17 protein-coding genes and 2 pseudogenes are annotated in these 18,937 nt (G+C 68.0%); 4 read left to right on the top strand and 15 right to left on the bottom strand.

What is annotated here, in order from left to right; genetic code table 11:
* Positions 1-79: 79 nt before the first annotated feature.
* A complete protein-coding gene (locus ABZO29_RS03880; protein WP_367326036.1) occupies positions 80-595 on the bottom strand; it encodes a hypothetical protein in 516 nt (171 codons plus the stop codon).
* Positions 596-1,400: 805 nt separating this feature from the next.
* Here ABZO29_RS03880 and kdpF point away from each other — a divergent pair.
* From kdpF to ABZO29_RS03895, 3 genes and pseudogenes are all read left to right on the top strand, one after another.
* Entirely contained in the window at positions 1,401-1,490 is a 90-nt protein-coding gene (gene kdpF / locus ABZO29_RS03885) for a K(+)-transporting ATPase subunit F (RefSeq protein WP_367318697.1), read from the top strand.
* 11 nt (positions 1,491-1,501) lie between these two features.
* Positions 1,502-1,676: pseudogene (locus ABZO29_RS03890) on the top strand (winged helix-turn-helix domain-containing protein); the annotation flags it as partial.
* Positions 1,677-1,735: 59 nt separating this feature from the next.
* On the top strand, positions 1,736-4,300 hold the full coding sequence (locus ABZO29_RS03895) for an ATP-binding protein (RefSeq protein WP_367318698.1): 2,565 nt from the start codon (positions 1,736-1,738) through the stop codon (positions 4,298-4,300).
* A gap of 16 nt (positions 4,301-4,316) precedes the next feature.
* Here the strand turns inward: ABZO29_RS03895 and ABZO29_RS03900 are convergent, their stop codons facing one another.
* The 3 genes from ABZO29_RS03900 to ABZO29_RS03910 all read right to left on the bottom strand — a co-directional run bounded on the left by ABZO29_RS03900 (position 4,317) and on the right by ABZO29_RS03910 (position 6,998).
* Complete coding sequence (locus ABZO29_RS03900) at positions 4,317-4,736, bottom strand: hypothetical protein (RefSeq protein WP_367318699.1); 420 nt, start codon at positions 4,734-4,736, stop codon at positions 4,317-4,319.
* A 170-nt stretch (positions 4,737-4,906) separates the two neighbouring features.
* Positions 4,907-5,632, bottom strand: coding sequence for a TrkA family potassium uptake protein (locus ABZO29_RS03905; protein ID WP_367318700.1), 726 nt, complete (start codon positions 5,630-5,632; stop codon positions 4,907-4,909).
* Positions 5,625-6,998, bottom strand: coding sequence for a TrkH family potassium uptake protein (locus ABZO29_RS03910; protein ID WP_367318701.1), 1,374 nt, complete (start codon positions 6,996-6,998; stop codon positions 5,625-5,627). The genes ABZO29_RS03905 and ABZO29_RS03910 overlap by 8 nt, the downstream gene beginning before the upstream one ends.
* Positions 6,999-7,667: 669 nt before the next feature.
* On the opposite strand from ABZO29_RS03910, the pseudogene ABZO29_RS03915 reads away from it, so the two are divergent.
* Positions 7,668-7,760 (top strand): annotated as a pseudogene (locus ABZO29_RS03915) (transposase); the annotation flags it as partial.
* A 189-nt stretch (positions 7,761-7,949) separates the two neighbouring features.
* Here ABZO29_RS03915 and ABZO29_RS03920 read toward each other — a convergent pair.
* From ABZO29_RS03920 to ABZO29_RS03970, 11 genes are all read right to left on the bottom strand, one after another.
* Positions 7,950-8,999, bottom strand: a complete 1,050-nt coding sequence (locus ABZO29_RS03920) for an SPFH domain-containing protein (protein WP_367326037.1) — start codon at positions 8,997-8,999, stop codon at positions 7,950-7,952.
* A 4-nt stretch (positions 9,000-9,003) separates the two neighbouring features.
* On the bottom strand, positions 9,004-9,435 hold the full coding sequence (locus ABZO29_RS03925) for an NfeD family protein (protein ID WP_367318702.1): 432 nt from the start codon (positions 9,433-9,435) through the stop codon (positions 9,004-9,006).
* A gap of 594 nt (positions 9,436-10,029) precedes the next feature.
* Positions 10,030-10,215: a DUF6126 family protein gene (locus ABZO29_RS03930; RefSeq protein ID WP_367318703.1), complete on the bottom strand. Its 186-nt coding sequence runs from the start codon at positions 10,213-10,215 to the stop codon at positions 10,030-10,032.
* A 40-nt stretch (positions 10,216-10,255) separates the two neighbouring features.
* Positions 10,256-10,726, bottom strand: coding sequence for an ATP-binding protein (locus ABZO29_RS03935; protein WP_367318704.1), 471 nt, complete (start codon positions 10,724-10,726; stop codon positions 10,256-10,258).
* On the bottom strand, positions 10,723-11,061 hold the full coding sequence (locus ABZO29_RS03940) for an ArsR/SmtB family transcription factor (protein ID WP_367318705.1): 339 nt from the start codon (positions 11,059-11,061) through the stop codon (positions 10,723-10,725). The genes ABZO29_RS03935 and ABZO29_RS03940 overlap by 4 nt, the downstream gene beginning before the upstream one ends.
* A gap of 5 nt (positions 11,062-11,066) precedes the next feature.
* Entirely contained in the window at positions 11,067-11,249 is a 183-nt protein-coding gene (locus ABZO29_RS03945; RefSeq protein ID WP_367318706.1) for a hypothetical protein, read from the bottom strand.
* Positions 11,250-12,304: 1,055 nt separating this feature from the next.
* Complete coding sequence (locus ABZO29_RS03950; RefSeq protein ID WP_367318707.1) at positions 12,305-13,387, bottom strand: sugar ABC transporter substrate-binding protein; 1,083 nt, start codon at positions 13,385-13,387, stop codon at positions 12,305-12,307.
* 764 nt (positions 13,388-14,151) lie between these two features.
* Positions 14,152-14,370 carry a hypothetical protein gene (locus tag ABZO29_RS03955; RefSeq protein ID WP_367318708.1) on the bottom strand — a complete coding sequence of 73 codons (219 nt, stop codon included), beginning with the start codon at positions 14,368-14,370 and terminating at the stop codon, positions 14,152-14,154.
* Between the two features lie 575 nt (positions 14,371-14,945).
* Positions 14,946-16,076, bottom strand: coding sequence for an ABC transporter ATP-binding protein (locus ABZO29_RS03960; protein WP_367318709.1), 1,131 nt, complete (start codon positions 16,074-16,076; stop codon positions 14,946-14,948).
* Positions 16,073-17,821 (bottom strand): ABC transporter permease, encoded by a 1,749-nt coding sequence (locus ABZO29_RS03965; protein ID WP_367318710.1) that lies wholly within the window; start codon positions 17,819-17,821, stop codon positions 16,073-16,075. The genes ABZO29_RS03960 and ABZO29_RS03965 overlap by 4 nt, the downstream gene beginning before the upstream one ends.
* Entirely contained in the window at positions 17,818-18,762 is a 945-nt protein-coding gene (locus ABZO29_RS03970) for an ABC transporter substrate-binding protein (protein ID WP_367318711.1), read from the bottom strand. Before ABZO29_RS03970 ends, ABZO29_RS03965 begins: the two co-directional genes overlap by 4 nt.
* Positions 18,763-18,937 lie beyond the last annotated feature (175 nt).

Below are 18,937 nucleotides of genomic sequence, written 5' to 3' on the forward strand. Positions count from 1 at the left end.
CAGGGGACGGCATATCGATGGGTTCAGGTGGACGAAAGGGCACCGACTCGGCGTCGGATGTGTACGGCGGCGCGGTCGATCAGCGTTCCACCAGGCGTACGGAGACTGATGTCTGCGACAGCGTCTCCTCCACCCAGATCTCGGCGCCTCGCGCCACCGGGGCGGAACTCTTCGCCGCGAGCTTCACGGGTTGTCCGGCCAGATGGACCAGTACCTCGCCGTAGCCGCCTGCCGGGATGGCGGTGACGACGGAGCCGGACGCACCGATCAGGTCGTCGTCGCGCGGCGCGGCGCCGGACCGGTCGCTCATCAGGGCACGGCTGAGGCGATACGCGAGCCAGCCCGTGCCGACTCCGGCAGGCACGCCGATCACGGTGGCGCCAACGGCACCCATCGCGGTGGCGCCCATGGCGATCGCACCGGAGAAGCCAAGCATGGAGACGAACCCGGCGATGACCGGAAGCGACAGCCAGCCGTCGAACAGGCCGTCCAGCACGTCGACACCGTCGAAGAGTCCCTCAAGGACGCCGTCGAAGACGAGCGACAGCACGAGGAGTACGACCCCCGCGATGCCCAGACCGAGAAACCAGGCCATCCGCCTTCGCCGCCCCTCCTCGACCTTCGTTCCGGTTGAGCGCATGCTCGCATGTGGACAAGCGCCAGCACATTGCCTTGTTCCGGCAGTCTTTTACACGCCTTTGATGCCGTGCTCTTCCCATCCCGGTCCAGCAGAACACAGTCACGTTCTTCCTGAAGGGGATCGGGTTACACAGGGCGGCTCGTGGGATCCGAGCGCTGGAGTGCAATGTCGATCGAGCGCCCACCCATTCGGAACTTTCACTTCTTTCGCACAAGATGGGTCACCACCCCGGCACCTTCCCGCAGCAACCACTGCCCGGGCTGGAGACTTGTACGGTTCTCTTTCTGCCCCCGGTCCTGGCGGTCCTTATGGGGCGGACGCCTCCTCTCCCGCAACGCAACGCGACACCCACGCCCCCGTTATCGCCGCGGCAGACGGAGGCGGCTTCCGGGCACGACGCAGGCCCCTGTTCGCACGGAGCTCCAGCGGGCGTCTTACTCGCGGGTACCCGCGCGCACTGGCCGAAGTGATCAAAGTGCGGCGGAGCCGCCGGTACTGCGCGAAACACACCGGGCCGTGCAGAACCCTCCGGGCTTCCGCAAGCCGGGCGCGGTCGCGTTAGGAAGGCGTCAAGGATTCAGCAAGGTGCGTAAGAGCCGTGTCAACAGCGGGTTAATCGGCGTTGCGGCGGGGTTACTTCTAGAGGTCCGTTCCTTCCGAATCTCGCCTAGGAGCTCGCGATGGCCGATGTGGCCTTCGTATGCGTCACGGTCACGGTGTTCGCGCTGGCGGCTCTCATCGCCCGGGGGGTGAGTCGGCTGTGAGCGCCGAGAACATCGTCGGGCTGGTCGTGGCCGTGGCCGTGCTGGGCTATCTGGTCCTGGCGCTGATCTATCCAGATAGGTTCTGAGCACGGCACGGGGGCGGCCGAGCAGCCAGAAGCATCTGCTCCAGGAGGTACGGGGACCCTCGTACGAGACACACACCGACAACCTGCGGGTCTACGCGACACGGCCGCGGCGCAAACTGGAGGCAGACCCATCGCATCCACAGCCACTTCATCACCGGGCCGGCCAAGGGAGACCGCGTCGAGAAGTCATCTCCTTGCTGTCCCGAACCAGCCCGGCGAGCGCAGAACGATCGGATCCCTGAACCATGGCACGCGGCAAGCTACGGATCTATCTCGGTGCGGCGCCGGGTGTCGGCAAGACCTACGCGATGCTGTCGGAGGCGCACCGCCGTGTGGAGCGCGGCACTGACTGTGTGGTGGGCTTCGTGGAGCACCATGACCGGCCGCGTACCGAGGTGATGCTGCACGGCCTGGAGCAGATCCCACGGCGGGAGCTGGAGTACCGGGGCGCGGTGTTCACCGAGATGGACGTGGACGCCGTGCTCAAGCGTCGACCTGCCGTCGCTCTGGTGGACGAGCTGGCCCACACCAATGTGCCCGGCTCCCGGAATCCCAAGCGGTGTCAGGACGTCGAGGAGCTGCTGGAGGCCGGGATCGACGTCATCACAACCGTCAACATCCAGCACCTGGAGTCGCTCGGCGATGTCGTCGAGTCGATCACCACGGTGCGGCAGCGGGAGACCGTACCGGACGAGGTGGTGCGTCGCGCCGACCAGATAGAGCTGGTCGACATGTCACCGCAGGCGCTCCGCCGCCGGATGGCGCACGGCAACATCTACAAGCCCGACAAGGTTGACGCGGCCTTGTCGAACTACTTCCGTCCGGGCAATCTGACCGCCCTGCGGGAGCTGGCGCTGCTGTGGACCGCGGACCGGGTCGACGAGTACCTGCAGCAGTATCGCGGGGAACACGACATCCGCTCCACCTGGCAGGCCCGCGAGCGGATCGTAGTCGGGCTCACCGGCGGCCCTGAAGGGCGGACCCTGATCCGGCGAGCGGCCCGGCTTGCGGAGAAGGGCGCGGGCGGCGAGGTACTGGCCGTCTACATCTCCCACAGCGACGGGCTGACCTCCGCCTCCCCCAACGAACTCGCCGTACAGCGCACCCTCGTCGAAGACCTGGGCGGCACCTTCCACCAGGTCGTCGGCGACGACATCCCGCAAGCGCTGCTGGACTTCGCCCGGAGTGTCAACGCCACCCAGATCGTGCTCGGCGTCAGCCGCCGACGCGCCTGGCAGTACGCCTTCGGGCCCGGGGTGAGCGCCACGGTGGCCCGCGAATCCGGACCGGACCTCGATGTCCACATCGTCACCCACGAGGAGGCCGCCAAGGGCCGCGGACTGCCCGTGGCGCGCGGCGCCCGGCTCGGCCGATCCCGCATTATCGCCGGATGGCTGGTGGGCGTGGTCGGCCCGGTGCTGCTCACCCTGCTGCTCACCTCGGTGTGGAACACCCGGCCTGCCGACGACGGTCCCGGCTTCGCCAACGAGGTGCTGCTTTTCCTGACCCTGACCGTGGGGGCCGCACTGCTCGGCGGGCTGCTGCCCGCGCTGGCCGCGGCCACGGCCGGCTCGCTGCTGCTGAACTACTTCTTCACTCCGCCCACCCACACCTGGATCATCGATGATCCGGCGAACGTCCTCGCCATCATCGTCTTCTTCGCGGTCGGTGTCTCGGTCGCCTCGGTCGTGGACCTGGCCGCCCGCCGCACCCACCAGGCGGCCCGCCTGCGCGCCGAGTCCGAGACCCTGTCGTTCCTGGCGGGCAGCGTGCTGCGAGGCGAGGACACTCTGGAGGCGTTGCTGGAGCGGGTGCGGGAGACCTTCGGCATGGAGTCGGTGGCGCTGCTGGAGCGGGGCAGCGAGGTCGAGCCGTGGACCTGCGCGGGCCGCGCCGGGACGGCCCGTCCGATCGAGCGCCCGCTGGACGCCGACGTCGACATGCCTGTCGGCGACCACCTCGTACTCGGCCTGTCCGGGCGGGTGCTGCCCGCCGAGGACCGGCGTGTGCTGGCCGCCTTCGCCGCCCAGGCCGCCGTCGTCCTGGACCGCCAGCGGCTGAAGCAGGAAGCAGGACAGGCCCGCGAGTTGGCCGAGGGCAACCGCATCCGCACCGCGCTGCTCGCCGCCGTCAGCCATGATCTGCGGACCCCGCTGGCCACCATCAAGGCCGCGGTCACCTCGCTGCGCTCCGACGACGTCGAATGGTCCGAAGAGGACCAGGCAGAACTGCTGGCGAGCATCGAAGAGGGCACCGACCGGCTCGACCACCTGGTGGGCAACCTGCTGGACATGTCCCGGCTGCAGACCGGCACCGTCACACCGCTGATCCGCGACGTGGACCTGGACGAAGTGGTTCCGATGGCCCTCGGCGGCGTTCCCGAAGGTTCCGTCGCCCTGGAGATTCCTGAAACCCTGCCGATGGTCGCGGCCGACCCCGGCCTCCTGGAGCGGGCCGTCGCCAACGTCGTGGAGAACGCCGTGAAGTACGGCCCGGAGAACGAGGTGGTCCTGGTCTCCGCCAGCACGCTCGGCGACCGGGTCGAACTGCGGGTCGTCGACCGCGGCCCCGGCGTGCCCGACGAGGCCAAGGACAAGATCTTCGAGCCGTTCCAGCGGTACGGGGATGTGCCTCGCGGCGCCGGCGTCGGCCTGGGCCTCGCGGTCGCCCGCGGCTTCGCCGAGGCCATGGGCGGCACGCTCATCGCCGAGGACACCCCCGGCGGCGGTATGACCATGGTCCTCACCCTCAAGAGCACGCCAGGCCGTCCACCCCTACCCCCCGACCTGCCCGCCCACTTCACCTCGTAACGGCCTCAGCGGCCGCTCAGGAGTCGGCGTCGCGGTCCCCGCCAGGCCTGATCCGGCGGTACGCGCCCCGGGCGTTGACGAGGCGGGCGATCACCGTACCGAGCAGCGCCGCGACCATCAGGAAGGCGAGCCGCCCCGCATCCGGATACCCCTGCCACGCAAGCTCGCCATGTGGCGGCACCGCGAAGCCGTTGAGGAACAGCCAGCACACCGCGGCGGTGCCCGGCGCCGCGGCGAAGCGGGCGCACACTCCCAGCAGCGCCGCCAGGAGGCACAGCACCAGCAGGGCGTGCAGCGGGTCGGCGAGCCCGTTCGCCGCACTGAGCACCCCCACCGTCAGCAGCGCCCCGATGAAGGCCGCCACCCAGACGAAGGGCGTGGGGACAGGTTCGGGTACCGGCCTGACCGCAGCCCGCAACGGCCGCCACTCCACCATGAGCGCATCCTTCCCCGCGCCACCTGCGCTGCTCCCATAACAGCGCCTCCAGGACGGTTCCGCGCCCGGTGACCGCCCTTTTTAACGAACTCCGTACGGGCAGAGCTTCCCTGGACGCGCGACGGGCGGCGAAGGAGCAAAGAGCAACGATACGGCGGCTCGCGGTGCACTCAGCTGAGTTCGGCGAAGGACTCCACATCCTGGATCTTGCCGGTGACGACGATGACGTCCCCTTTCTCTATGACCGTCTCAGCGGTGGCGTAGGTGAAGCCCTCGCCAGGCCGCTTGATGCCGACGACCGTCACCCCATACTTGCTGCGCACCTGGCTCTCTCCGAGTGGTACGCCGGTGGAGATGGCCGGGGCGACGGTTTTCACCAGGGCGTAGTCGTCGTCGAACTCGATGAAGTCCAGCATCCGGCCTGTGACCAGGTGGGCGACGCGCTCGCCCATCTCGTGCTCGGGCAGGACAACGTGGTGCACGCCCAGGCGCTCGAGGATCTGACCGTGCTGGCGGCTGATCGCCTTGGCCCAGATGTTGGGCACCTTTGCCTCCAGCAGATTGGAGGCGATCAGGATGCTGGCCTCGATGTCGGTACCGATGCCGACCACGGCGCTGCTGAACTCGTGCACGCCGAGCTGGCGCAGTGTCTCAGGGTCGGTGCAGTCGGCGACCACCGCATGGGTGAGATCGTCGCTGATCCGCTGGACGAGGTGCGGGTCGGTGTCGACACCGAGAACGTCCCAGCCGCGCCGCATCAGCTCATGGGCCAGCGAGCTGCCGAAGCGGCCGAGACCTATCACGGCCACACGCTGGTCACCGTGCCCGGAGGCGGCGGCGTGCTCGGCGAGCCGCTTGCGGCGGCGCAAGCGCAGGTTGTGCAGGTAGTTAACCAATGACGGGTCGCTCCTCGGGTAGCTCGTAGCGGCGCTTGCGCTCGCGCAGGGCAAGCGCCGAGACCAGGGTGACCGGGCCGAGCCGGCCGACGAACATAAGCACGATGACGATCAGACGGCCGATGGTCGGCAGGTCAGCGGTGATGCCGGTGGACAGCCCCACCGTGCCGAAGGCCGAGACCGACTCGAAGAGCACCTCCTCGAAGGGCTTGTCGACCACGGCGAGCAGGGCGAGGGTCGCCGTCATCACAAAGCCCACGCCGGCCAGCGCCACGGTCAGCGCCTGCCGCAGCACATGCGGTGCGAGCCTGCGGCCCATCACGGCGGACGTGGGCTCGCCGCGCGCCTCGGCGAGCATCGCCGCGCCCAGCACCGCGAAAGTGCTGACCTTGATGCCGCCCGCGGTGCCCGCGCTGCCGCCGCCGATGAACATCAGCATGCAGGTCAGCAGCAGTGTCGCATCCGTCATCGCCCCGATGTCGACGCTGTTGAACCCCGCAGTACGGGACATCGCCGAGTGGAAGAACCCCGCGAGCATCTTCTTGTGCCAGTCGAACGGGCCCAGCGTGTTGTTGTTCGTCCACTCAAGCGCGCACGTCAGCAGCGTCCCCGCGAACAGCAGCACGGCCGTGGTGATCACCGTCAGCCGGAAGTGGAGCGACCAGCCACGCCGACCCGTGGTGCGGGCCCGATTGCGGTGCCTCAGCAACTCCAGCAGCACCGGAAAACCGATTCCGCCGAGAATCACGGCCACGGCGACGGGCAGCGTCATCCACGCGTCCTGCGCGTACTTCGTGAGACTGTCGGCGTGCAGTCCGAACCCGGCGTTGTTGAACGCCGACACGGCATGGAAGAACCCCAGGTACGCGGCGTCCCAGATGGACTCGCCGTAGCCGAAACGCAGCCGCAGTGCGAGCACCGCGCCCACCGCGAGCTCCACCGCGAGCGTGCATCCGGCCACCCCGAGCAGCACCTTCCGCACGTCCCCGATATCAAGGCTCTTGGTCTCCGCCTGCGCGGTCAGCTGCATCCGCAACCGCAGCTTCCCGGAGATCAGCAGACCCAGCAGCGAGGCCATCGTCATGATGCCGAAGCCGCCGATCTGGAACAGGACGAGGATCACGCCCTCGCCGAAGCCGCTCCAGTACGTGCCGGTGTCCACCACCACCAGACCCGTCACGCACACCGCCGAGGTGGAAGTGAACAGCGCCGTCACCACGTTGGCGCTCCGGCCGTCCTCGGCGGCGACGGGCAGCATCAGCAGTACCGTCCCCAGCAGGATCACGGCAGCGAAGCCCATGACCACCGTACGAGCGGGGTGCGCCGCCAACAGCGACTGCCACATCCGCCCCGCGCGCCCTGCCACTCCCGGCCTTTCTGCCTGCCAACGTTCCGTCAAGGATCCATCAGCATTCGGTCAAGATCCAGCGGGCTACCTTAGCCCAGCTCCGCCTCGGTGTAACTGGGCAGGAGAGCGTGAGCTCCGACTCCTCGGGAAGCCCCATCCGGCCCCGGATGTCAGTGCCATCCGCACGGCCAGCTGCAGCGATGACGATCGCACCGTGCTGGAGGTGCCTGCGCAGCGCATCGCCGTGAACACAACAACAGCCGCCGGCTCTCCCCAGCAGCACACCGGCGACTGTCTGGGCGGGAGTGGTCACGGAGCGCGACGCGGGACCAGCCGATCGCCGCGATGCCGAGTACCAGCGGCACCATGCATGGGCCGTGGTCGAGGATCAGGATCACGACCGCTCCGCCGGCAACGGCGGTGTGGACCGAGACCTTCGATCAGACCGTCACAATCATGGTTGTGATGAAGCCGACGAGCATGGCGACGACCAGGGCGTGTTCTGGGTTGAGATCACGGGATCAATCTTTCCCGCTTCGGGAGGGGGCCGGCTGCGGTAGACCGGTCGCGTGACTCGTGGTGATCTAACCGATGGCGAGTGGGAGTTGGTCGAGCCGCACCTGCCGCTGGGGGCGTTCGCACCGATCCCTGACCGGCGCAGCTACTTCAACGCGGTGGCGGTTCCGGACCGGCAGCCCCTGGCGGGACGTGCCGGAGAGCCACGGCTGCTGGTCGACGATCTACGACCGGTTCCGGATGTGGGCGCGTGACGGGACCTTCCAGTCATGGCCGCGGTGATCGCCGAGGCGGCGGCCCGCGACGACGTCGACCATGATTATCCGCCGACATCGGACTTGGTGGCGCGGCAGTCACAGATCCGAGGCTCCACGCGGCCATCGTCGAGCGTCTTGCCTTCGGCGGGCATCATGGAGGGGCCGGGCGACCCTCTTCAGGGCGCGGTGGCGGGGCTCAACTACCGCCGTCGGCGAGGGTTTGGGACCGCAGGGCGTCGGGGTTCACGCGATCGGCCTTGGCCGCGTCGGCGAGAGCGGCGGCAGCGGCTTCTGCGGCCTGCGCCGTGTCGTCTGCGACCTGGGCAGCCGCGTCGCCTGTGGCTTTCTCGCGGGTGGCCGGCGACCGCGGGAGCACTTCGCTGAAGGCGCGGGACACGCCCTGGAGTGCGGAGGTGACCTCGCTGGGGATCACCCAGAAGGTGCTGCCCGAGCCCTGCGCGAGTTGGGGCAGCATCTGCAGGTACTGCCAGGCGAGCAGCTTGGGGTCGGGGTCGTTGCGATGCACGGCCTGGAACACCTCGTCGATGGCCCGGGACTGGCCCTCGGCCTGGAGGATCGCAGCCGTACGGTTGCCCTCCGCGCGCAGGACGGCGGCCTGCTTGTCGCCTTCGGCGGTGAGAATCTGTGACTGGCGCTGTCCCTCGGCCCCGAGAATCGCGGCCCGCTTGTCCCGCTCGGCTCGCATCTGCTTCTGCATCGCGTCCTTGATGGTCTGCGGGGGGTCGATGGCCTTGATCTCCACCCGGTTGACCCTCAGCCCCCACTTGCCGGTGGCCTCGTCCAGCACGCCACGCAGCTGGCTGTTGATGGTGTCCCGTGAGGTGAGCGTCTTTTCCAGGTCCATGGATCCCACAACGTTGCGCAAGGTCGTGACGGTGAGCTGCTCGACCGCCTGAAGGAAATTCGCGATCTCGTAGAAGGCCGCTCGCGGATCGGTGACCTGGAAATACAGGACCGTGTCGATCTCGACGACCAGATTGTCCTCGGTGATGACCGGCTGCGGTTTGAAAGAGACGACCTGTTCCCGCAGGTCGATCATCGGATGCACACGGTCGATGTAAGGAATGACGAGACTGAGGCCCGGTTTCAGGGTCCGGTGGTAGCGGCCGAGGCGCTCGACATTACGAGCCCGCGCCTGGGGCACGATACGGACCGCCCGCACCACGGTGAAAACCGCGAACAGCGCGACGATCAGGCCGGCAATGAGGAACGCCGAGGTTTCCATGGTTTCAGTCCCGGGGGTAGACGATCGCGGTGGCACCACTGATCTCTATGACATCGACGGTCTTTCCAGGAGGAATGACCAGCGTCTCGTCGTAGGCGCGGGCTGTCCATTCCTCACCGTCGATACGGACCCTGCCGTCCAGGCCCGTCACCTCCGAGACGACATAGGCAGCCTTGCCGACCAGAGCGTCGACGCCGAACCGTGCCGCTTGGGGCTGGAGCACGTGGCGTAGCGCAATGGGGCGAACGAACAGCACCGTGACTGTAGCGACGATGGTGAACACCAAGAACTGGAAGGGCAGCGGCAACCCGACGGCTGCGGACCCCGCCGTAACCAACGCGGCCGCACTCAGCATCCCGAGCGCAGCGGTAAGGGTGAAGATCTCCGCCACAGCCAAAACGGCTGCGACGATCAACCAGATCAGCCATGGATCCATTTGCGTGCCTCTTCTGACCGGTGCGGGTGCGGAAGGGCCTGACTCCCACCATTGGACCCCAATGCGGGGTAGCCGCGATACCCCTGGAAAGGAGAGCCTGCCGAACCAGCGGAGATCTTCACAGCGTCGGGGTCAGGCTGTTCGAAGACGGTCCATAGCAGGCTGGCCACCCGGCTGAGCCGGATTTCGGAACCTGGGTCAAACGGCGGACCGATGTCGTCCACGCTCTCGCCGACGAGGCCGGCGCCACGCCGGCCCAGGTCGCACTGGCCTGGCTGCCGGCCAAGCACGAGCACCAAGGTCGACAGCCTCCCCGCTGCCACCGGCCGGGACCACAACGACGACGAGCGGCGGCTGATCGAGCGCTGACGCTCCCACCGCACCCCGGCCGCGGCGCCGGCCCGCCGCGAAGCCTCACCCACACGACCATGCAGCGCATGCCTCACGACCCGATCACCCCCATTTGCCGACACGGTGGTGAGTGGCCTGCCCTGGTCCTTCTTCCCCGCCATGGCCCAGGAGCAGCTGATTGACGAGCTGACCGCGGTGCTCGCACCGACAGGCGCCTTCACAACTTTCGGAAGGAGTCCCCTTCTATTTGTTCGCGTGCTCTCCCAGATAGAAGAGGAGCCATACGAATCCGGCGATCAGATGGGTGCCGAAGATGTAGATGCCCGCCCGGATCACGACACCGCGCTGGATCCAGCTGTCCCTGTCCGTACGTTTCCCCTCGCGCCGCTGGCTCTCCGGCCGCTCGGCTGCCTCAGCTCCATCGCTCACGCTGCTGTCTCCCTGCTTCCTGATGTCCACGTCCTCCGGCCTACGACGGCATACGGAAGCGGACGAGGACCACCTTGCCGTCATGGTCGACAGCCGGTTCCGCGCTGACATCGCCGTCGTACCCGGCGGCCAGCTCGGCCACCAGCTGCAGTCCCGCCCCCCTCGCGCCCGGGTCGAGGTCGGGCAGGCGTGGCTCGGCGTCGGCGACGCTGACGACCAGCTGCCCCGCGCCGACCGTTATGCCCACGTCCGCGACCGGGGACCGTGGCGCGTGCCGGAGCACGTTCACGACCAGCTCGCTGACGACCAGCAGCACCGCGTCCGCGAACGCCGAGCCGGGAGCGACTCCGGCCTCGCCGAAGCGCTCGGCCACCGCCTCACGGGCCTGCCGCACCGCCTCCGGTCCAACCGGTACCGCGACGACGTGGCGCCACACCGGCGGCGGCACATGCTCTATCGCTGCCGCGGGCTGGTGTCTGCGCCATGGCCGGAACGAACGCCCGGCCGTCACGGCGCCGGCTCCGTGGCATGCAGTTCCTCCAGCAGCTCCTGACGACCCACCAGCAGAACGGACAGGATCCGGCGCGCGGTGGCCAGGAGTTCGGCCACGTCCCCGCCCGCCAGCTCGTAGACCACCGTCGAGCCGGTCCGGGTGGCGGTGACGATGCCAGAGCGGCGCAGCACCGCCAGTTGCTGCGACAGGTTCGACGGCTCGACCTCGATCGCGGCCAGCAGGTCACGCACCGGTTTCGGCCCGTCCTGCAGCAGCTCCAGCACCCTTATACGCACCGGATGCCCGAGCATGCGGAAGAACTCCGCCTTCGCCTCGTACAGCGGAACCGGCATGCCGATCACTCCTCGCCCACCCCTGACACCTTGACGTCGAGCCCGTGCCTGCGGGCCAGCCGCACCGCGTCGTCCAGCTCGTCCTGCGCCACCGCCACGGCGTACGGGTCCTCGGCCTCCACGGCGGCTGCGAGGCCGGTCCGGGCCGCTTGCACTCGTGCCAGCAGTGCCTCGACGACTGCGCCCACCCCGACCTCCGCACCCTGGATCACATCTATCGATCACAGCAACTAACAAATTGAAGAACTCTTCAATTGTAGGGGGTGTGAAGCTGGGACTCACGCTTCCCGACCCGGAAGCCCCTCGGGCACGCTCGCGAGAGCACAATGGCGTTTGGGGAGCTTATGCGCCGGCCAGCTGCGACAGAGGCGGACCCTCGCAGTTCGGCCCCCGCGGACGCACCTGGCGGGCGAATGCGAGGGCGTCGCCTCGCCGCCGCGAATCCCGGCACAGCTCGTCCGTCAGCTCCAGCGCACGCAAAGCCACCCATCCGAGCCCGCTGACCGGACCCGCCTCCGCCTCGTGGCGCAGTCGCGCGGGTTCACGCGTCACCACCGGATCGGTTACCGGATGCCTGCAGCTCTGCCAGGAGCACGGACGCCTCTCCGAGGAGGTACTGCTGGCTCAATTCGATCAACGCTCAACCGGCGAGCAAACAACAGCACCGTTCTCCGCTCCGGAGCGCCCTCCGGCCGGCCTCCGCGGAAGGCCCCAGCGGCCTGCCGTATGGGCGGAAGCCCGCTGCGGTGCGTACCGGTTCGGCAGTCGTACCGCCCGCCGTGGTGGCCATCGGCGGCCAGCCGGAGATCATCCGTAGTGCTGCGCCTTCACCAATCACTGCACGCCTTGGCAGATTCCCGGCGACGCCGCTCCCACGCAGCGGGGGAACCCCAGCGGCGTACGTCTGGTTGGTCCAGGAGGCGCGGATCCCTGTCGATACCGCTGCCCGGCCAGGGCGTAAGCAGGGAAGGTTCGGCGGCGACAGCGGCGAGTTGTGCGAGGGCCTCGGGCGCGTCGAAAGAGAGCAGGCCATGCACGGCAGCAGAACTGCCCAGACGGTGGCGAGGTCCTGTCCGGGGCGCTGGCGGGCGGGCTGGTCGGTGACCGCGCGCAGCCAGGACGCGGTAGGCGAGGAAGAGCCGCGGCTCGCGGTCCCGGTCGGCAGGATGAACAGGAGTCGGTCGGCCTTCAGATGAGTGAGGCAAACCCTGACGCTGAATGTCACGTTTCCCGGTCGCCTTCCTCAGCGGTCCGGCTCGGTTTCCGCGAGGCTGTTGCCCCACAGAGATGGGTCGGTGCTCTTGAGGCTGGGGACGCCGCCGTAGGTGCCGCCGTCGGCGGTGACGAGCGGGGCGGAGAGTTGGTCCTCCAGAAGTCCGTCGCGGACCCGCACGATAATGCTCTCGTGGTCGGTCTTGCCGGGCTTGAACGTCTTCCCGTCGATCGCGGCCCTCAGGTAGTACAGGGCGTATTTGGCGTAGAGGTCGACTGGCTGGGACACGGTGGCGTCGATGTTGCCGTCGGCGATGTTCTCGAGCTCTCTGGGGATTCCGTCGTTGGAAACGACAAACACGTGTTTCTTGTCTTTCGGGCCGACAAACAGCCCTTGTTGCTTGAGTACGTGGAGCGTGCCGGACAGGGCGAAGCTGGCCTGCATGTAGATGCCCTTGATGTCCGGGTGGGCGGTCAGGTCGGCCTGGAGCTTCTGCGTGGCGACGACCCCATCCCAGTTGGTGGCCTCTCCGAACACCTTGATGTCCGGGTAGTTCGCCTTCATGCATGCGTTGAACCCCTCGGTGCGGTCACGGCCGTTGACCGATGCGAGGTCGCCCTGAAGCATCACGACCTTGCCCTTGCCGCCCAGCTTGGTGCCGAGGTACTTGCAGGCCTTCTCGCCGTAGGCCCGGTTGTCGGCGCGGACCACCATGTAGACCTTGCCGATATCTGGGCGGGTGTCGATGGTGACCACCGGGATCTTCGCCGCCTTCAGCTGCGCCAGGACCGGCGCGATGGCAAAGGTGTTCTGCGGGGCCATTGCGATGCCCTTGACGCCCTGGAGGATGAACGTCTGCGCGTTGGAGGTCAACTTGGCGACGTCATTCTGCGAGTGGGCGGTCTTGAGCGAGAGGCCGAGCTGCTTGGCGTACTCCGGCGTGTACTTGATGTACGACTTCCAGAAGTCGGTGTCGGAACGCGGGTAGTCGACGCCGACCAGCGGCGCGCCGCTCGACGTTGCCGTGGTGCCGGAGTCGCCGCTGCAGGCGCTGAGCAGCGGCAGTGCGGACAGAGCGGAAGCAATGGAGCAGAGGACGGCTTTGAGCCTCATCGGTACTTCCTCGCGCTGGGGCCTGAAGCGCCTGCCGTACACCCCCGGGGAGGGCTAATTGTGAAATCCCGGCTCAGTCGGACCATGGGATGGCGGCGGGCTCCCTTGCCCGACAATTACTTCTCATCAATCGTGTCGAGTTTGCGATTTGGTCTGTGCCGGGATGGCAGAGAGATATGCCATGACTGACCAGCACCAATCGCCTCCTTATCGAACATACCTAGACAAACATTCTAATCGTATCTAGTCACGGCAGCTGAAAGTCTTGATCGCCGAGGCGTCCGAGCAGGTCAGCGGGGTGACTGGAAACGTGGGAAAGCCCACCGTGATCACGGGTATATGGGGACGACGCTCAACTTTCAGGTGGTCGTGGAGGCCAAGACGACCGAGCACGCGTGGAGGACGGCGTTCGGGGCGCTGATGGCCGAGGTGTCGTTTCCGACTGCTTCCCGCGACGTGATTCGCTGCTGCCGGCGCGGGAGATGACCGAGGCGATGCTGATGACCTGAAGTGCGGAACCGCTGGACGATCGCCGAGTCGCTCGGCCACGACGGGCCGCGCGTCGACCGTCGTGACGACCCGCGTTCCTAACGGCGACTGCTCACCCTGGAGCTTGTGCGTGGTCCCGTCCCGCAGCCGTACGTCGCCCCCGGAAGCCGTGCCGTCCTGGGTCGACGACTCCCACGGCCTGGTCGCGACACCGGTCATCGCGATCCCGCGGTCATGCAGAGCCTGCCGGTCGGAGTCCTGCCACCCGAAATACATCACACCCGCCGGCACGGGGACGACCAGGAGACGGTCATCCCGCCGCACGCTATGAAGAAGGCCATCGGGTTCCGGTGCCCGTGCGCCCACAGCGTCAGCGGCACCCATGCCGTGAACAGGGTGAACCCGGTCGCCACGAGCGATCCCATGGCGAACGCCCCGCAGCACGCCCGCCCGCAGCACGCCCGCAGCACGGCCCGCTCCCACGAACGCACCATGCCGCCGGTGTGACCGCGCCTCCGGCCACGGGCAAGCTCGCCCCAAAGCAGACTTCCGGCCACCCAGAGGACGGTGTGCGGGTCAGTGGGCGACCAGGGAGGCGGACAGAAGTGTCGCGGCGGCGAGACTGCACCAGAGAGCGGCTGAGCTGTGGGCGGCGAGAGCAGTGATGACTGCTGGAGAGACGGCATGGCCTCGATGACCACGGTGGCCTCCTTCTCGATCAGGGCCTCCGCCGGACCACGTCGGCGCCGTCACCGCGCCTATCAGCGCAGTGATTCCAGTGATTCCAGCAGAACAAACTGGGTCCAGGGTGGGTCCTTCGTCGAGAGCCTTGGTCAGATCTCGCCGATCATGTCGATGGCCCGCCCCATCCCCGGGGGACTCGCCAAAACCACCCCCAGTCGCACCACAGGACATGGCCCTCGAGGTGTCAGGACGTCCGTTCTGCTCAGGGCTCAGGCCCGCTGCGTTGTGCTTCCTGCGGGACGTCGTGAGTCGCACCCGGTACGTACCCGCCGTGGCTTCGGGCGTGCGCAGGCCCCATGTGGCGCCGTAGCGCGTCGGCATCAAGTCATTCCCTGGTCAGCAGGTACGCCCGGTCCGGGTCGAAGGTGACGTCGACGTTGGTTCCCTCGGCCAGTGCCGCCCGCGGGTCGATGCCCGGTTCGGTGACCGTGATGGTGCCGCCCGTCGTCTCCACCTCGTAGTCGATCGTGGGGCCGTGGAAGGTGGAGCGCAGCACCGCGCCGATACCGGTGCCGCCGTCGGTGACGGCGGACAGCCTGGCCGTTTCCGGTCGCACCATCAGGTACGCACCGGTGGCGTCGGCCTTCACCTTGCGGTGCGCGGCGACGGTGAGCCGGCGACCCAGCACGGTCACGGTGGCTCTGCTGTCGCCGACATGCTCGGGCACCGCCTCCAGGAAGTTCGCCCGGCCGATGAAGTCGGCGACGAACACACTGGCCGGCCGGGCGTAGATCTCGCCCGGGGCGGCGGCCTGCTCCACCTTTCCCTTGTTCATCACCACGATCCGGTCGGACATGCTCATCGCCTCGTCCTGGTCGTGGGTGACATAGAGACTGGTGATGCCGAACATCCTCTGGATGCGTCGGATCTCCGCCCGCATCGCGTCACGCAGCTTCGCGTCCAGATTGGACAGCGGCTCGTCGAACAGCAGTACCTTCGGCTGCACCACCAGGGCCCGGGCCAGGGCGACTCGCTGCTGCTGTCCGCCGGACAGCTCATGCGGGCTGCGGTCCTCCAGACCGACGAGGTTCATGCTGGTGACAGCCATCCTCATGCTGGTGGCGATGTCGTCGCGGGTACGTCGCTGCAGTCGCATCCCGTACGCGATGTTCTCCGCAACGGTCATGTGGGGGAACAGTGCATAGCTCTGGAACACCATCGCCATGGGCCTGCGCTGCGGAGGCATGTCGTCGATGGCCTTGCCGTCGAGGCGGATGCTGCCGCTGGAGGAGTCCTCGAAGCCGGCCACCATGCGCAAGGTGGTGGTCTTGCCGCAGCCGGACGGGCCGAGCAGGGTGATGAACTCCCCGGGCTCGACGTCGAGCGAGACGCTGTCCACGGCGGTCACGGTGCCGGAGCGGCCGGTGAACCGCTTGGTCAGGGCGTCCAGCCGCAGGTGTCCACTGTCGGCCTCGCGCATTGGCGCGGCGGTGAGTTCGGGCGCTGCAACGGTCATGACTTCTGCCTTTCGGAGGTGGTTGTGCGCTGCAGAGCGGCGCCGGTGCCGACGAGGACGCGGATGAGTCCGAAGCCTGTCAGTACCAGTGCGGTCAGTACGGTGCAGTAGGCGAAGGCGACGCCGTATCGGCCCGTGCCGGCGGCACTGAGGACCTGGGACGTGATGATCTTCGTCTCGGGTGTGACCAGCAGGACGATCGTCGAGACGGAGGTCATGCTGCGGGCGAAGCTGTAGCTCAGCCCGGTGAGGAGTGCCGGCCGGATCAGTGGAAGCGTCACCCGGCGGAAGGTCTGCAGCGGTTTTGCCCCCAGGTCCGTGGACGCCTGCTCGATGTACGGGTGCAACTGCGTGAGCGCGCCCACCGCGGTGCGCTGGCCCGCCGGGATGCTGCGGACGATGTACGCCAGGACGATGGCGACCGCACCGCCGGCGATGGCGCTGCCTCCCACCAGGCTGGGGACCGCGTGGACCGGGCCGATCCACCGGTCCGGCCGGTACGCCAGCACGAATCCGATGCCCAGCACGGTGCCGGGCACGGCGACGCCCAGCGTGCCGCCGAGGTCGAGCAGCCAGGCCGTGCGCTCCAGGTGCCGCACGACCAGCCAGGCGATGACCAGGCCGACGAGGCCCGCGACGGGTGTGGCTATGGCGGCGAACCTGAGCGTGTCCAGCACCGCCTCGACGCCCACCCCGGCGACGACCTCCTTGAGGTAGTCGAGCGTGAACGTGTTGTCGACGCCGAATACCCGGGTCACAGAGCCGACTATCACCGTGCCGTAGAGGCTCAGGATCACCGCGGCGGCCAGCAGCGCCAGCCCGTAGATCGGCCACCGTGCCCAGCCGGTGATCAGATGGACGCTGCCGGACGGACGGCCGGTGATCGTCGTACGCACCTTCCGGTTCATCCACCGGCGCTGCCCGAAGTACATCGCCAGCGATGGCACCAGCAGGATCACGCAGTAGACCGCGGCGCCGGTGATGTCGTACTCGCCGGTGACCGCAAGATAGGCCCGGCTGGCGAGGACGGTGTAGTCGCCGCCGAGTACCAGGGGGTTGGCCAGGTCGGCGATCGCCTCCACGAACAGCAGCAGGAACGGCGCGACCAGGCCGGGCGCCACGAGCGGCAGGATCAGCGTCCGCAGGATCCGCCACGGGGAGGCGCCCAAGTTCATGGCCGCCTCCTCCAGGGCGGGGTCCAGCCCTCGCAGCATGCCGAGCAGCCCCAGGTACGCCACGGGGAACAGCGACAGGGACAGGACGAACACCAGCCCGTCGAGGCCATAGATGTCGTACTCCACACCGAACACGCCGTTGCTGATGACACCGCGCCGGCCGTACAGCACGACCGTGGCGGTGGCGATCGCGAAGGGCGGGCTGACGATCGGTATCAGGGCGATGACGTGCAGGATCTTCTTCCCCGGCACATCGAGCCTGGCCTGGACGAACGCGAACAGGAAGCCGAGCGCCGTACCGCAGAGGCCGACGAGAGCGCCGAGCACCAGGGTGTTGCGCAGCACGGCGAGGTCGACCCACGAGGTGAAGAACTCCGCGTAGCGGGGCAGCGCGTCGGGCGCGAAGGCGGTGGCGAGTACCGCGACCAGTGGCACGACCGCGCCGATCGTCACCAGCAGGGCGACGGAGGTGATCAGGACCCGGACACCCAGGTCGGTCCGGCGGCGCCGCCGCGGAGCCGTCACCTCGGTGGAGGTGGACGGCTCGCGGTCGGAAAGCATCGTGTTCATGACTTGGGCGCCTGCGCGACTTCTTCGTCAAACCGCTTGGTCAGCGCCGACTTGGCCTCTCCGGCCTTGGCCGCGTCGTAGTCGACCAGGATGAGGCTGTGCAGATCCACGCTCTTGTCCGACACCTTCGCGTGCACGTTGGTCGGGACCTGGTACGCCTTCACGCCGGGGCCGATCTCCTGCGCCTCGGGGGTCAGCGCCCAGTCGACGAACTTCTTGGCGCTCGCGGGGTTCTTCGCACCCTTGATCAGCGCGACGCCGCCGGTCTCGTAGCCGGTGCCCTCGGACGGGAAGGTCACCGCGAGATCGGGGAAACCCTCCTCCCTGGTGGCCACGCAGTCGTGGGAGAAGATGACACCCACGGCGACCTCGCCGCGCGCCGTCATCTGCGCCGGTGCCGAGCCGGACTTGGTGTATTGCAGCACGTTCGGGTGGAGCTTGCGCATGTACGTCAGTGCCTTGTTCTCGTCCCCGTCGGCCAGTTGCACCTGGGTCCACAGGGCGGTGTAGGCGGTGCCCGACGTGGACGGATGCGCGATGCCGATCTCCTTCTTCAGCTTCGGGTCGAGCAGGTCGGCCCAGGAGTCCGGGGCGTCGAGACCCTTCTCCGCCAGCAGTTTGGTGTTGCTGCAGAAGCCCAGCACGCCCACGTAGACGCCCGTCCACAGGCCGGAGGCGTCCTTGTACTTGGCGGGGATGGCGCTCGCGTTCGGCGACACATAGGGCTCCAGCAGGCCCTTCTCGCCCGCGGCGGCGTATCCGTCGGAGGGCCCGCCGTACCAGACGTCGAACTCGGCGTTGCCCTTGCCGGCCTGGATGCGGGCCAACGCCTCACCGCTGGAGAGGCGGACGAAGTCGGCCTTCACCCCGGTGGTCTTGGCGAACTCCTCCGCGGTGGCAGCGCACCACTCCTCGGTCGCACCGCAGGCGACGTGCACCACGCCGCCGTCCTGTGCGGCAGTACTGTCACCGGTCTCACGCGCACAACCGCTCGCAGTCGCGACGACCACAGCCGCCAGCGCCATCGTCAGAGTTGCGCTGCGGCGCGATCGTCTTCCCTTTGTCACGACTGTCACGACGTTGACCTCCGCATATTCGAGCCGGAACAGGCTCGGC

It is taken from the genome of Streptomyces sp. HUAS ZL42 (assembly GCF_040782645.1).
In the GTDB taxonomy this organism is placed as follows: Bacteria; Actinomycetota; Actinomycetes; order Streptomycetales; family Streptomycetaceae; genus Streptomyces.

Coding starts and splice junctions, on each gene's coding strand:
- ABZO29_RS03880 (WP_367326036.1), bottom strand. CDS start 595: ATGGCCTGGTTTCTCGGTCTGGGCATCGCGGGGGTCGTACTCCTCGTG.
- ABZO29_RS03895 (WP_367318698.1), top strand. CDS start 1,736: ATGGCACGCGGCAAGCTACGGATCTATCTCGGTGCGGCGCCGGGTGTC.
- ABZO29_RS03900 (WP_367318699.1), bottom strand. CDS start 4,736: ATGGTGGAGTGGCGGCCGTTGCGGGCTGCGGTCAGGCCGGTACCCGAA.
- ABZO29_RS03920 (WP_367326037.1), bottom strand. CDS start 8,999: ATGGAAACCTCGGCGTTCCTCATTGCCGGCCTGATCGTCGCGCTGTTC.
- ABZO29_RS03925 (WP_367318702.1), bottom strand. CDS start 9,435: ATGGATCCATGGCTGATCTGGTTGATCGTCGCAGCCGTTTTGGCTGTG.
- ABZO29_RS03940 (WP_367318705.1), bottom strand. CDS start 11,061: ATGCCGGTTCCGCTGTACGAGGCGAAGGCGGAGTTCTTCCGCATGCTC.
- ABZO29_RS03950 (WP_367318707.1), bottom strand. CDS start 13,387: ATGAGGCTCAAAGCCGTCCTCTGCTCCATTGCTTCCGCTCTGTCCGCA.
- ABZO29_RS03955 (WP_367318708.1), bottom strand. CDS start 14,370: ATGGTGCGTTCGTGGGAGCGGGCCGTGCTGCGGGCGTGCTGCGGGCGG.
- ABZO29_RS03960 (WP_367318709.1), bottom strand. CDS start 16,076: ATGACCGTTGCAGCGCCCGAACTCACCGCCGCGCCAATGCGCGAGGCC.
- ABZO29_RS03965 (WP_367318710.1), bottom strand. CDS start 17,821: ATGAACACGATGCTTTCCGACCGCGAGCCGTCCACCTCCACCGAGGTG.